This window comes from Nostoc sp. CALU 1950, from assembly GCF_051172895.1.
Classification (GTDB): domain Bacteria; phylum Cyanobacteriota; class Cyanobacteriia; order Cyanobacteriales; family Nostocaceae; genus Nostoc; species Nostoc edaphicum_A.
Genome location: NZ_JBDNJQ010000003.1, coordinates 119,991 through 134,074, shown reverse-complemented (window position 1 = coordinate 134,074; position 14,084 = coordinate 119,991). Strand labels below are relative to the sequence as shown.

The 14,084-nt window shown below is 42.2% G+C and carries 9 protein-coding genes and 2 pseudogenes; 2 read left to right on the top strand and 9 right to left on the bottom strand.

The genetic code is table 11. From position 1 onward, the window contains the following. Positions 1-51 precede the first annotated feature (51 nt). The 4 genes and pseudogenes from ABF638_RS01885 to ABF638_RS01870 form a co-directional block, all read right to left on the bottom strand. The gene (locus ABF638_RS01885) at positions 52-735 is read right to left on the bottom strand and encodes a tetratricopeptide repeat protein (protein ID WP_435019745.1); all 684 of its coding nucleotides are present in this window, start codon (positions 733-735) and stop codon (positions 52-54) included. Between the two features lie 94 nt (positions 736-829). Continuing rightward, positions 830-1,081 (bottom strand): annotated as a pseudogene (locus tag ABF638_RS01880) (divalent metal cation transporter); the annotation flags it as partial. 145 nt (positions 1,082-1,226) lie between these two features. After that, positions 1,227-1,433 (bottom strand): annotated as a pseudogene (locus ABF638_RS01875) (CPBP family intramembrane glutamate endopeptidase); the annotation flags it as partial. 212 nt (positions 1,434-1,645) lie between these two features. After that, positions 1,646-2,050 (bottom strand): ArsR/SmtB family transcription factor, encoded by a 405-nt coding sequence (locus tag ABF638_RS01870; protein ID WP_435019743.1) that lies wholly within the window; start codon positions 2,048-2,050, stop codon positions 1,646-1,648. A gap of 133 nt (positions 2,051-2,183) precedes the next feature. On the opposite strand from ABF638_RS01870, the gene ABF638_RS01865 reads away from it, so the two are divergent. Together ABF638_RS01865 and ABF638_RS01860 are read left to right on the top strand one after the other, a co-directional pair. Beyond that, positions 2,184-4,742, top strand: coding sequence for a heavy metal translocating P-type ATPase (locus ABF638_RS01865; protein ID WP_435019741.1), 2,559 nt, complete (start codon positions 2,184-2,186; stop codon positions 4,740-4,742). Positions 4,743-4,920: 178 nt separating this feature from the next. Then, positions 4,921-5,538, top strand: a complete 618-nt coding sequence (locus ABF638_RS01860) for a hypothetical protein (protein WP_199344879.1) — start codon at positions 4,921-4,923, stop codon at positions 5,536-5,538. A gap of 29 nt (positions 5,539-5,567) precedes the next feature. Here ABF638_RS01860 and sigB read toward each other — a convergent pair whose 3' ends face one another. From sigB to ABF638_RS01835, 5 genes are all read right to left on the bottom strand, one after another. Further along, on the bottom strand, positions 5,568-6,566 hold the full coding sequence (sigB, locus tag ABF638_RS01855; RefSeq protein WP_435019739.1) for a sigma-70 family RNA polymerase sigma factor SigB: 999 nt from the start codon (positions 6,564-6,566) through the stop codon (positions 5,568-5,570). 251 nt (positions 6,567-6,817) lie between these two features. After that, positions 6,818-7,504, bottom strand: coding sequence for a SanA/YdcF family protein (locus tag ABF638_RS01850; RefSeq protein ID WP_435019737.1), 687 nt, complete (start codon positions 7,502-7,504; stop codon positions 6,818-6,820). 163 nt (positions 7,505-7,667) lie between these two features. Further along, positions 7,668-10,823 (bottom strand): efflux RND transporter permease subunit, encoded by a 3,156-nt coding sequence (locus ABF638_RS01845; RefSeq protein ID WP_435019735.1) that lies wholly within the window; start codon positions 10,821-10,823, stop codon positions 7,668-7,670. A gap of 61 nt (positions 10,824-10,884) precedes the next feature. Continuing rightward, the gene (locus tag ABF638_RS01840) at positions 10,885-11,511 is read right to left on the bottom strand and encodes a class I SAM-dependent methyltransferase (protein ID WP_435019733.1); all 627 of its coding nucleotides are present in this window, start codon (positions 11,509-11,511) and stop codon (positions 10,885-10,887) included. A gap of 212 nt (positions 11,512-11,723) precedes the next feature. Continuing rightward, a complete protein-coding gene (locus tag ABF638_RS01835) occupies positions 11,724-13,424 on the bottom strand; it encodes an efflux RND transporter periplasmic adaptor subunit (protein ID WP_435019731.1) in 1,701 nt (566 codons plus the stop codon). Between the last annotated feature and the right edge of the window lie 660 nt (positions 13,425-14,084).

Here is a 14,084-nt window from a genome sequence, read left to right as displayed (position 1 = left end):
TTCACAAGGAAACCGGGTTTCTTAACGCTTCTGTTTACCCTGGACGAATTACTAACGCTGAACTTGCTGAATCAGGGCTTGTGTTTGCTGATACCTCTGGCTATCTCCTTGCTGCTGAAACAGACTTGCAGCTTGCTCTAAATCATTAATGGCATTTTTGCGATCGCCTAAAGCATATTCAGCAAGTCCTCGGTTGCCGTAGGCATCAGCTAAATTGGGGTTGATTTGTAGGGCTTGGTTAAAATCTGCGATCGCCAGCTTGTGATTTCCCTGTCTATAATTCAAAAAGCCTCTATTGTAGTAAGCATCTACAGACTTCGGATCAATTTTTATTACCTGGTTAAAGTCGGTAATCGCAGCTTGAATGCTTCCTAGCTCCGCATGAGCAGTCCCCCGACTGTTGTAAGCATCTGTATGGTTGGGATTTAATCGCAGTGCTTGATCAAAGTCGATAACGGCTGCTTTAAAATCTCCTAATTGAGATTTTGCCAAACCTCTCAGGCAGAAACCCTCATAGTATCTAGGATTTAACTGTATTACCCGGCTAAAATCTTCTATTGCAGCGTTGAAGTTGCCTTGCTCAAGCTTTTGCACACCCTGGCTATAGTATTCCTGATAATTCATCTGTTGGATGTGCGTTGGTGCTTCCTGTGCAGCATGAACAGCAACAGGTATTCCACTCAGTACGCTACTCGTTATTACCAGAATGGCAACAGAAGAGTGAATATAGTTCATAGCTTAACTTTCTCCTTGATATATTTATCAAGACAGATACACGAGATTGTTCTTGACTAGATCCATCCTAAGCGGTTTAAAGCTTGAAACCCAGTCAACCCAAAATACTTTGTAATAGCAACCAAACATTTAGCCCGACGATAATAATAGCAACTAACCAAGCTAGAGATTTTAGCCACAGGGGATTTACAAACTCTCCCATTAAGTGACGGTTACTTGTAAACATCACCAATGGAATCACTGCAAACGGTAACTGCAAGCTAAGGATAACTTGACTAAGAACTATGAGGCGGCTTGTGCTATTTTCCCCAAAGATAATAATTGTAATCAAAGTTAAGGGTATGGCATCACCACTGTTTGTACGGTTGATTGTCCTCGCCTATTTAACTGTTAAAGCGATCGCTGGTAGATATTCTTGTTGGTGACAGACAAGCTGTCAAACTTACTTCACAGAAGCATCTTTCCACAGACAGTAAGGCAACCGTAACTCATTAGCTGTGCTTACTCCGTCGTTTAATTCCAGAAATTACGTGCAATCCCAAAGCAATGAAACTAATAAACAGCAACCCCATTGCACCTGCTAGGGGATTGCGGTCAATACCTGTTATCCAAACGGGAACTTGACCTGTGTATAATAACAAATCCCCTACATTGATAATGTAGTAGCCCCAAACTAAACCTGCGTGTAATCCAATAGCAAAGCACCAAAGACGAGCAGCAGGGCAATGCCAAAAGTTGTAGTTATTACCTTGAATTAGGAGCTGTAACGCTTGTTTTTCATAAAGTTTTCAAATTGCGTGTGATTTTAACGGTTTTATCCTGCATGAGTCAAGGAGAACTTATGAATTTATGAATAACTATTCGATGATCGCATAAAAAAGGCAACTTATATTGAACTTAAGGTGAAAACCTAAACATTTGGTTCATTCAAATTTTCTACTAAAGAGCGATATAAGTTGATCGCGTGACTGTCAGCTAAAGTGTAATAAACATTCCGACCTTCTCGACGATAGTTGACTAAATGCATGACTTTCAATAACCGTAGTTGATGGCAAACGGCTGATTCCGTCATTTTCATCAATGCTGCTAGATCGCAAACACACAATTCCTGATTTACTAAAGCCGAGAGAAGACGTAGGCGGTTCGGATCTGCCAGTATCCCAAAGATTTCTGCCATTTGCTGTGCTTTATCTGTAGCCAAGATTTGTGCCTGAGTTGAGCGTACATTATCTAGATGTACCAAATGTGTCTCACAGGTCGGTGTCTGAGAACTTTGAAGTAAGTCCAAGTCCTGCTTTTTCTTGTGTTTGTTCATAGCAAGTTTTATTTGTAATGGTTATCAATCTCAATAATACCTAAAATGATAACCATTGTACAGTTGAATAGTTATTCAATAGTTGTATTAGAATATTGGCAGTTAACTCTGTTGCCTTTGCTATCAAGCTGCCATGACTCAAACTCCTTCCCTTAAAACCCAAACGTTGCAAATCGGTGGTATGGACTGCGGAAGCTGCGCCAAGACGATTGAAGTCGGTTTGCAGCAGTTAAGTGGCGTTACAGAAGTAAAAGTAAACTTTACGATGGGCAAAGCCAGGGTTTTCTACGACCCAGAGGTATTGAGTGAAAAGACTATATGTGACCGAATCAAAGGTTTAGGTTATACGGTTGAGCAGAGTCATGAGACGAAATTCCATCAGCATAATCCTACTCATTCCTGTGGTGGCGAACACGACCATGACCATGACCATGACCATAACGTCGATGTAACTCCTGTGAAAACGCTACAGCTACAAATCGCCGGAATGGATTGTGGCAGTTGTGCCAAGACGATTGAGATTGGGGTGCAGAAGATAATAGGCGTAAAAGAAGCATCTGTCAGCTTTGCCAGCGAAAGATTGCAAACATCCTATGACCCACAATTGGTAAATGAGAAGGCAATTTATGACCGGATTAAAGATTTGGGTTATACGGTTGAAGAGAGTGTTGAGGCAAGTTCCCATAATCACACTGATTCTTGTGGTCATGACCACGAGCATCATCATCACGACCATGACGATGGTTACGAACACCAACACTCTCAGCCAATAAACAAGCCAAAACAAACACAAAAGTCCGACGTGACAAGCTGGAGATTCTGGATTGAAAATCGTCGGGGACAGAGTGTCATACTTGCAGGTATCGGCTTAGTTTTGGGCTTAATTTCTCAAAATTTAGTGCTACCTATTTGGATAGCACGAGCTTTTTATGGCATTGGTATAGCAGTTGCTGGCTATCCGATCGCACGGGCAGGTTTGTTTGAGTTGCGCTTGCGTCGCGCCGATATGAATCTGCTGATGACGATTTCAGTAATCGGGGCTGTAATTTTAGGGGACTGGTTTGAAGGGGCACTGGTCGTCTTTTTGTTCTCCTTGGGTACAACATTGCAAGTTTTCACCTTTGGTCGCACTCGCAATGCAATTCGCGCCCTGATGGATTTAACCCCACCTACTGCTACCGTCAAGCGAAATGGTCAGGAAGTGACAGTTCCGGTAGAGAGTGTCCGAGTAGGCGAAACGTTGACGATTCGACCAGGAGGGCGCGTGGCGTTAGATGGTGTAGTTATTTCTGGTAACAGTGCAATTGACCAGTCTCCAATTACGGGAGAGTCAATCCCAGAAGATAAAGAAAGAGGTGATACAGTCTTTGCCGGGACTTTAAATCAAACAGGTTTTCTGGAGGTCAAAGTTACTCACACGTCCAGCGATACTACCGTTGCCAAAATTGTTAATCTGGTAGAACAAGCCCAAGAAAGCCGTGCTCCCTCCCAACAATGGGTAGATAAGTTTGCAGAAGTTTACACCCCTATTGTAATTTTTATAGCGATCGCCATTGCTTTAATACCGCCGTTAGCATTTGCCCAATCATTCAACGTCTGGCTTTACCGGGCACTGGTAATGCTAGTAATAGCCTGTCCCTGTTCTTTAGTAATTTCTACTCCTGTCTCGATTGTCAGCGCCATTGGTGCAGCAACTCGTAAGGGCGTTTTGTTCAAAGGTGGTAATGCGCTGGAAACGGCAGGACGCCTTACCACACTTGCTTTTGATAAGACTGGTACAATTACGCAAGGGCTGCCCGTTGTCCAAAATATTTATGACTTGGAAATGATAAGTGCAAACATGGTGTTACAGATTGCGGCTTCCTTGGAGCAACACTCAGAACATCCGCTAGCAAGGGCAATTGTGGCAAATGCTCATGAACAGGGGATAGAGTTAGAAACACCTCACAATTTTACAGCGCTACCTGGTAAAGGAATTCAGGCAAGTTTTGGTGAGCAGTTGTACTTCGTTGGCAATCGACGCTTGTTTGCAGACACAGATATTCATTTGTCCCAAAAAGCTGAATCCGTATTGGCTGAAATTGAACAGCTTGGTCAAACCCCAGTGCTGGTTGGAACGACTCACGGGTTACTGGGGGCGATCGCACTGGCAGATGGATTAAGGTTAGAAGCAACAGAAGCTGTACGGCAATTGAAACGGGTTGGGCTAAAACGGTTGGTGATGCTGACAGGAGACAGGTCTGCTGTTGCCCAGCGGATTGCCGGGCAAGTTGGAATCACAGATTATCAGGCGGAACTGTTACCAGAAGATAAGCTGCAAGTAATTCAACGACTGCGCCAAACCGGGGTTGTAGGTATGGTTGGGGATGGTATTAACGATGCACCTGCCTTAGCTGCTGCGGATATCAGTTTTGCAGTTGGTGGAATTGATATTGCCCTAGAGACAGCAGATGTCGTACTGGTTAGTAGTGATTTGAGACGGCTTGCCTATGCAGTAGATTTAAGCCGCCGCACTGTATCTGTGATTCAACAGAATGTGGTCTTTTCTCTAGTAACAAAGGGTTTGTTTCTGCTGCTGGGAACTTTCGGTTTTGTTGGGTTAGCGATCGCCGTCTTAGCAGATACGGGAACTTCGTTACTAGTGACCGCGAATGGAATGCGACTGTTTAGAAGCAAGGTTTTTGAGGATTAATATTAGCGAGCGATGCTGCGAAGCAGCCGCTACGCGAACGCCATAATTAAAGATACAGCAGTTTTCGTTTGCATGAAGTACAAATTTACAGGTTGTGAGGCAGGAGGCAGAAAGTTTGTATATTTGATTTTGAGTCCTGCATTTATACTTCACTTACTTGCAAACTGCATACACCACAATGTCACACCAATCAAAGATTAATATAAGCTTGATGGGAGCGGTATTTCTGTCACTGCTTGTCACCCCAGTGTTAGCACATAACATTAAACTATCGGGGGATGTGGCTGGTACTTGGCACGTTGAACCAAATCACAGTCCCAAAGCAGGAGAAACAGCGAGAGTCTGGATTGCACTTACCCGCAAGGGAGGGAAAATCTTGCCAGTGTCGGAGGCGAATTGCCAAATGGCTGTCTACTCTCAACCTCGTAAACAGAAAGATTCGCCTGTACTACAGCCTACGGTGCAAGCGATTTCAGTTGAGAGATATCAGGGTATTCCTGGTGCAGATGTTGTTTTTCCTAAGACAGGAGCTTATCAGTTAGAGTTAGGTTGCACTCCCAAAGTCGAAAGTAATTTTAAACCCTTCCAGATGCAGTATGAGGTAATAGTGGCTAGTGGTGTAGCAGCATCGACACCAGCACCAGTTACAAGTTCTCAAAAAACTGAGCAAGAATTATCATCCAGTCAGTCAACCAACTCTGGAAATCAATGGTTTACTGGAGCTATGGCGCTCGGTGTCATGATTGCAGGTTTGGGAACCTTTTGGTGGATGAAGCAAAGGGTGAAAGTCAAATAACTACTACAAGCTTTCAAAACTAGGGAGCATCAGCCAGCTAGATAGCTGCGTGAGTTAACCCCATATCTTCGTAGAAGTGTGAGAGCTTGTTGTTCCACTTGTCGCACTCGTTCCCGACAAATGCCCATACGTTGACTAATCTGTACCAGAGTAAGTTCGTGTCCACCTGCTAAACCAAAGCGCAAGATTAATACTTCCTTTTGCTGGGGAGTCAGCTTTGCTAATAGATTGTGAACGTCTTGATAGAGTAATTCCCGCTCGGTGTAGCGTTCGGGAGATATTCCATCATCCTCCAGCATATCCTGCAATTGAGTATCCTGCTCAGGCCCAATTCCCATATCTAAGGAAACAGGTTGACGAGCAAACTGCAAACATTCTCGAATCTGACTGGGTTCCAGATTAAGCGCTTGGGCGATTTCAGTCACGTCGGCGGTGTGACCAAGCTTTTGAGATAACTCTCGTTGAACACGCTTAATTTTGTTCAGCTTATCAGCCATGTGAATGGGTAAACGAATGGTGCGGGATTGTTGTGCGATCGCTCGTGTAATTCCCTGACGAATCCACCAGTAAGCATAAGTAGAAAACTTGTATCCAAGAGTTGGATCAAATTTCTCTACCCCTCGTTCTAGCCCCAATGTACCTTCTTGAATTAAGTCTAGAAACTCAATATTGCGTTTCTGGTATTTTTTAGCAATAGACACCACCAGCCGCAGATTAGCCTGAATTATCTTCTGCTTGGCAATTTTTCCTTGACTTAGTTGTTGCAGCAGCACATCTTCTTTCAACTGCATCTTGTCAGCCCATTCTTGCAGAGTGGGTTCACGCTGTAATTTTTCAGATAGTTCTTCCTTCGCAGTAATAATTGCCATCATTTGCTGAACTTGTTTAGCAAAAAAAATTTCTTCTTCATGGGTTAACAGAGGTATACGTCCAATTTGACGAAGATAGATACGCACTATATCTGCTGTAGATGAAAATTCGTTATTCTTGCTCTTAAGTTTAGTTACTTGGGATGCTGAATTAGACATGAATAGGTTATCCTCCATTGAATAAATTCAAATGTTTACATAATCATCAATAAACACAAATTAATCGAGATAATAAATTTTCACTTTTAATAAAACTAGATTTTGGGAAATTACCAGAATTTACTAATGAAAACTTGAGAGCGAATCCAAAGATTTGGATTATTTTATTTATTGCAGCTTTGGGTTTTGTTATTAGTGCTAGTTTTGTGATTAATTCTGCGTCTAAATACTGAGTTAAATTTGTAAAATACTCAATTAATAGGCTCAAAACGTCCTAAAAAAGTAGGTCGGGGAAGGGTAATGTAAACTTCCCACAAAGCCTTGACATTCGCTAACATTTCCCGCACTAAATCGGGAATCATTCCCCGTAGTCCATAAATTTCTATATCTGGAGTTCCTAAACCAACTGTCTTCACCCCTAATTGGCTACAGGTATAAACAGTGCGGGGAAGATGATAATTTTGAGTGATGACAACAGCCTTATGTACACCAAAAACCTTATGAGCGCGATAACAACTCTCATAAGTGCTGAAACCTGCATAGTCTAAGGTAATGTTTTTCATCGGTACACCCAAATCATGAGCATATTTCTGCATAGACCTGACTTCATTATAGGAAACTGTGCTGTTATCCCCTGTCATCAAGAGTTTACTAATCTTTCCCATTTTATAAAGTTTGACAGCAGCTTCTACACGGTCTGACAACATGGGTGTGGGATTACCATTCGGAAAAATTCCTGCACCGAATACTATTGCAACCTGTTCTTTTGGGACTAATTCTGGTTGAACGTAGCGGGAGCCATTCGTCATTAAACCTATATAAGCAGTTGCTATTAAAGGTTTTGCTAACACACTAATTACTAAACCTAGCAAAATCCATCGCAGGCGACAGAAAAACTTGAAATATTTTTTCCCTATAGTTTTTTCAGAAAATCTCATAGAAGTAATATTGTATAGAGTATTTCATTTGATCAGCGACACACCCTATCGGAAGTTTATGTGTACCTATAAATTACTGCTTATATTATGAGCCAGCAAAGGAATTCACTGGCTATATTTATCAAAATTGCTGTCCCATGTGCGGTTAACTTAGTGATGCTAATTAATTCTCCACCACCACCCCAGCTACCTTTCCATTTTCCACAACAGTCGCACTTCGCTTAGGTAACAAAAACCTACCAAACTTAGAATATAAAGCAGGTAAAACCAGCAAAGTTAACGCCGTAGAAGTAAACAAACCACCTAACACTACAATCGAAAGAGGTTGCAAAATTTCCTTCCCTGGCCCCACTGAAATTATCAACGGAACTAAACCCAAAGCTGAAGTTAAAGATGTCATCAAAATAGCGTTTAGTCGTTCCATTGACCCAGAAATTAATACTTCTTTTAAAGACATCCCTAACGCAATTTTTGAGGTGTAATTATCTACTAATAATAATCCGTTTCGAGTAGCCACACCAAACAAAGTTACAAACCCCACCAATGAGGCTATAGAAACAACTCCACCTGTAAAAGCTACCGCAATTACTCCACCCACTAACGCAATGGGCAAGTTAATCATAATCATTGCTGTTGAAGCGATTGATTTCACAGAAAGATACATTAGTACTGTAATCACAACAAAGGAAATAGCACTGAAAACCAGAATATTTTGTGATGCTCGTTCTTCTGCTTCAAATTGACCTCCATATTGGATAAAATAACCTGAAGGAAGTTGCACTTGTGCCTTAACTTTATTTTGAATATCTGTCACTACAGAGCGTAAATCTTTGCCTTTAGTATTAGCAGATACCACAATTAAACGCGAAACATTTTCCCGATTGATAGTATTAGGCCCGGTGCCATAGGCAACCGTAGCAACTTTAGCTAAGGGAATTTTATTTCCATCAGGGGTATCAACTAACAAATTTTCAATTGTTTGTAGACTTTTGCGATACTGTGGTTGCAACCACACAACCAAATCAAAGCTTTGTTGCTTTTCTAAAACTTGAGAGACTGTTCTTCCATTGAGCGCAGTTTCAATGATATTGGATAATTGTCCAATAGTTAAACCGTAGCGAGATGCAGCAACCCGGTCAAACTTAATTTGAATTTGTTCAATAGGAACTTGTGGCTCAAGTTCTAAATCTACAATTCCCGAAACAGATTTCATTACGTCTTCAACTTGCTTTCCAATCTTGCGGAGTTCTTCTAAGTCGGAACCAAAAATTTTGACCGCGATTTGACTCCTCACCCCAGACAAAATTTCATCAATTCGGTGAGAAATAAATCCACCAATATTGGATGCAGTGCCTGGTATTTTGTTAAACTCTTCACGCAACCATTCTACAGTAGCTCCGCGATTTTTCATTCCTTTGTCACTCAATCCAATATCAAGGTGAGCCAAATTCACAGGTGCAGCATCCGAATCATTGGGGGCGCGTCCGGCGCGTAATTGAATATACTTTAATCTAGGGTCGTCTTTGAGTTTATCTTCCAAAGCAAAAGCAGCACTATTCGTAGTTTCTAAAGATGTACCTGGATAAAGTGCTAAGGTATTTACCAAAGTTGTTTCTTGGAATTCAGGTAGAAATGCCCGTCCTAAAGTTGGGAAAATTATAATTGCTGCGATCATTCCCGCCGCAGCCACAGTAATAACAATTACCGAATTTCTGATAGCAAAATCGAGAAAAAGGTAATAAATCCTTTTGCAAACTCTTGGTATTAAGGGTTCCCTTTCTGACATTTTATCGTGAGGTAATAAAATTGCACATAAAGCCGGACTTACAACCAGCGCTTCTAAGCTAGAGACTACAACTACCACCAGATAACTAAGACCCATCGGGCCAAAAATCCGACCTTCCACACCAGCGAGGGCAAATATAGGAGAAAAAACGACAATAGTAATTAAAGTTGCCCCAATCAGAGATTCCTGGACTTCCTGTACTCCTTCAAAAACAATTTCCAGTACTGGACTAGGGTTGGGAGAGTATTTATTTTGTCGCAACAAACGAAAAACATTTTCTGCATAGACAATGGCATCATCAATCGCTGTACCAATGGCGATCGCTAATCCTCCCAAAGTCATTGTATTCAGCCCCAAGCCCAAAAAAGATAATACTTGCAATGAAAATATAAAAGTCAGGGCAAAATTCAACAGCACAACTCCCAGAGTCCGCCAATTCATTAAAAAAGGGATGAGGATAACTGCTGCAATGATACTACCTTCCACCAAGGCTGATCTGACATTTTCCACCGAAGCATCGATATAATCTGCTTGGCGGAAGGTTTGATTTACTTTAATTTCTTTTGGTAAACCTGCTTTTAGCTCAGATATTGCGGCTTCAATAGCGCGGGTGACGGTGGGAGTATCAGCTAGCGGTTGTTTATTCACCATCAGCACAACAGCATCTTTCCCATTTAAACTACCATCGCCGATTTTCACAGCACCACCAATTTGCACTTCGGCGACATCTCCCAAGCGGACGGGCGTTCCTTGACGGGCGACAATGACAGATTGTCGAAGATCATCAAGGGATTCAATCCGCCCAATTCCCCGAATTAAAGTTTGTTTGTCAGGGGTAGTCAAAAAGCCACCAGGAGCATTGACATTTGCCGCTTGTACGGCTTCACTTACCTGTTGTAAAGATACATTAAAAGCTTGTAGTTTGTTGAGGTCTACTAACACTTGATACTGACGCACATCGCCGCCATATACAAGTACCTGACTGACACCAGGAACTGCTAAAAGGCGATTCGTTACTTGCCAATCAACAATTCTGCGGACTTCCATGAGGTCGATTTTAGTCGCAGATTGGTTATTGCCTTCCCCTTCCACAGTCAAGGCGTACTTTAATACAGTACCGATGGGGGAGCTTGTGGGGGCAATGCGTGGAGTTTCGACTCCTTCTGGTAGCTTGCTTATGGCTTGTTGCAGTCGTTCTTGTATCAACTGGCGGGCTTGAAGGATATCTGTTCCCCAGCCAAAAACAACTCTGACTACAGAAAGTCCTGCTGAAGAAGAGGAACGAACGGAGGTTAAACCTGGAGTCCCATTAATGGTACTTTCAATTGGTAATGTCACCAAAGATTCGATTTCTTCTGGCGCTAGTCCAGGGGCTGCTGTCTCAATTTCGACTTGGGGAGGTGCAAAGGCTGGAAAAACATCCAGCGGCATTTTGGGGATGGTATTAAAGATGATGACTAATGTGGAAATGAGCGCAGCAATTACTACGAGCCAGCGTCGAGAAATTACCCATCTAGCAACTGTACTAATCATTTGGTTTTTGGTTAAGAAATGGCGAAGGGTTTGTTTCTTGGTGATAAACGGATGAGAAAATTCAAATATTAGGTGTAGCTGTTGCTAGCATTAAGCCCCAAATCAACCCAAGGCGAACTTTAGTTGCGCCACAGATTTCAAAGTTTGAGGAAGTAAGCAGTTGATGAAATTCAGCTTGGGAGTAACACTGCTTGTGTCCAGAATCAAATATTTTCAATAAAAAGTCGCATATTTTACACAAAATATAATCTCTGCACCAATCCAAAATTACTAATTTACCATCAGGCTTGAGAACCCTTTTCATTTCCGCCAATGCAACATCGGGATCATCAAAATAGTGAAACGCATTAGCAGATACAACTACATCAAAACTGCTACTACTAAAAGGTAATGCCGATGCAGATGCAGTGGAAAACGAGACATTAGGGTAATTACGACATTTCTGTTTAGCAACAAGCAGCATATTTTCAGAAATATCTACTCCCATAATCTGTTGTATTGGATTGTCATTGAGTAGTAAATGCTCAAATTCCCCTGTTCCACAGGCGACATCAAGAATTGTGGCTTGTGGCGAAATATGCGCCCAAGTTTTGAGAAAAGTAAGTGTCTTGGTGATATAAGTATTCCACCGCTGGTCATAGAAATGCGCCATTTGGTCATACTGTTGGCGAACTACTGTCTCACTCATAAGTACACAGGGAGTTGATAGTTTTTATAAATTTACAGCATTTCTACATAGGATATGAACAAACTACATTCTTATACTCTTTGCGTCTGTAGCGTGAGATTTATAAACTGTTTTGTTCACAATCTAAATAGTCTTGTTGTAGGTTGGCTTGATGTTAGAAAATCTAGCAGAACCAAACTTCAGGTATTTATTATCTGCAACTTTGCTAATCACTAACCACCATCTGAATGTCGAGGACGATCATGCTCCTCAACATTTTTATCAGAAGTAGATATGGTTGGTTGCTTGTGGTTGTCGAGATAAACCTCTGTTTCATAATTGAACCCGTCGTACTCTAAATTACCTGCTGGTACTAAACGGGTACGACGATTAGACCAAAAAGCACCTCCCATGAAAGCAGCTACCGCAAGTGCTACTCCTCCACCTGCTGTTAACCACAAAGGTACTGGGAAACTGTTAGTTTGAACTTCAGTTTCTTCTGCGTGAGAACCACTTTCTTCGTTGGGTTCTTCTTCTTTTGGTTTACTATCACCCCGCAATGATTGAGCGTAAAGTTGGGGCGCACGTTGGGTGACGATCGCATCTCCCTCAAACAAACCCGTCTTCACCTCAACCATGTCCCCAGAGGTTTGACCCAAGGTCACTTCCGCAGATTGGAAAGCATTCCCATTTTGGACGTAGACCATTTTTTTCCCATTCGCATCTACTACAGCCGAGCTAGGAACCGCCAAGATAGGTGCGGATGATTGGTTTGTTAGTACCTCCAATTCCGCAAACATTCCAGGTTTGAGTTGTCCACCTGGGTTATTTACTTCAGCTTGTACTGAGACAACCCGTGTTTCCCCTTGTACTACCGCACCAATCTGTGTAATCTTTCCAGAAAAGGTACGGTCTGGTAAGCTAGCAACTTTTAGACTTACTCTTTGACCTACTTTTACTTTGTCTAAATCTTTTTCATAAATATTGGCTGTGGCAAAAACCCGACTATCATTGACAATAGTCATGAGTGTGCCACCTGCATCATTAAAAGTTTGACCAAGGGTAACTTGGCGATCGGCAACTTTACCGGAGATGGGAGCAGTCACTGTCACCAATCCCTTGGCGTTAGGACGGTTGCCTATTTGTTGCAGTCTAGTATTATAAGCAGAATCACTAAGACGTAAACGCTCTTGTGCTACTTGAACAGCAGACTGGGCGCGTTTCATTTGGGCTTCGCTTTCAATGATATCTCGTCTGCTGTTGGCTGAGGTGAGTTTGGCTTTTGCTTCCGCTAATTGTGTTTGAGATTCGAGCGCGTTGCGACGTGGTAAAGCGCCTTCATTAGCTAACTGTAAATCTTTATTATATTTTTCTTCAGCAAATGCTACCTGGCTTTGGGCTTGGGCAATGTCGGCGTTAGATATTTGTAAATATCTTTGATAATTTTGTTGAGCTAATTTGGAATCGGTTTGCGCTTGCTGCAAAGAAGCTGTAGCTTCCGCTCGTTTTTCTTGGGAACTCACCCGCAACTCCACTAAGTCAGGACTGGTGACAACGGCAAGGGGTTGACCTTTTTTGACTACAGCACCGGGTTCCACCAACAATTCAACCACTTTTGCCCCTGTAATTGGGGTATTCACTTCCACTTTTTGGCTAGGTAAGGTTTCAATCTGTCCAGTGCTTTTAATACCCAAAGCTAGCCGTTGCCGTTTCACTGGCTCGACTTTAATTCCTAGCCTCTGGGCGGTTTCGGCATCAACTTCGACAGAACCACTTGCTTCGCTTCCACTACCCTGAAATGAACTTCCACCAGTATGATCGTGTCCAGCACCAGCTAACACAGCCGTGGGAGTTGTTAGTAATAAAAGGCTCAGGAGTGTGCCGGAAACACAACGAATTACTGTAGGTGGTTGGAGACTGTTAGAGATTCCCATCGCTATTTTGTGTCCTTGAGTTACTATGGTGTAGGTTTGTGCTTAGACGTTGGTTGACTTTTTAAGCGGGATTTCGAGAACCGCTTTTGGCAAGCAAGCGGTTTTGCTCTTGGAATTTGTTCACGAAGCCAACTTAACCACTTAACTTAATAGTTTTTCACACAGATATGAAATTAGGATGAAATTAAGAACATAACTGTGAAAGTGTTGTGAGGGTAAATCAGGAAAATATTGCAGCTTTCAGATGAACTTACATCATACAAATGTGCTATCTACTCTAAAACGCTTGTATGGCAATTAATACGGCAGATGAATCCAAAATTTGTAGCCATGTATAATACCAAGTCTGTATGAAGATGCGCTAAACCATATTAGGACTGATATCGTGTCCGGTTAAAGGCTTATCATTAAGACTGCAAGGGGGCAGGGGCAGGGAGCAGGGGGAAAGAGGGTTTTCCGATTTTTGCACAGATGTGGTAACTATAACTAATTTGCCGGACATGATATGAAGTGCAAGAAATAAAAACGAACCGCCTTCTCTGCGAGAGGCTTCCGCCAACGCTTAACGTCTCGTAGAGAAGGACGTCAAGGACGCAAAGAAAGAAGAAGTAAAAAAGGTTTGGCGCAGCCTTACAAAGAATTGGTATAACCTTGAAGCGA

What these genes read in the sequence shown, in the direction of transcription:
- ABF638_RS01885 (WP_435019745.1), bottom strand. Translation starts at nt 735, where the DNA reads ATGAACTATATTCACTCTTCTGTTGCCATTCTGGTAATAACGAGTAGC.
- ABF638_RS01870 (WP_435019743.1), bottom strand. Translation starts at nt 2,050, where the DNA reads ATGAACAAACACAAGAAAAAGCAGGACTTGGACTTACTTCAAAGTTCT.
- ABF638_RS01865 (WP_435019741.1), top strand. Translation starts at nt 2,184, where the DNA reads ATGACTCAAACTCCTTCCCTTAAAACCCAAACGTTGCAAATCGGTGGT.
- ABF638_RS01860 (WP_199344879.1), top strand. Translation starts at nt 4,921, where the DNA reads ATGTCACACCAATCAAAGATTAATATAAGCTTGATGGGAGCGGTATTT.
- sigB (WP_435019739.1), bottom strand. Translation starts at nt 6,566, where the DNA reads ATGTCTAATTCAGCATCCCAAGTAACTAAACTTAAGAGCAAGAATAAC.
- ABF638_RS01850 (WP_435019737.1), bottom strand. Translation starts at nt 7,504, where the DNA reads ATGAGATTTTCTGAAAAAACTATAGGGAAAAAATATTTCAAGTTTTTC.
- ABF638_RS01845 (WP_435019735.1), bottom strand. Translation starts at nt 10,823, where the DNA reads ATGATTAGTACAGTTGCTAGATGGGTAATTTCTCGACGCTGGCTCGTA.
- ABF638_RS01840 (WP_435019733.1), bottom strand. Translation starts at nt 11,511, where the DNA reads ATGAGTGAGACAGTAGTTCGCCAACAGTATGACCAAATGGCGCATTTC.
- ABF638_RS01835 (WP_435019731.1), bottom strand. Translation starts at nt 13,424, where the DNA reads ATGGGAATCTCTAACAGTCTCCAACCACCTACAGTAATTCGTTGTGTT.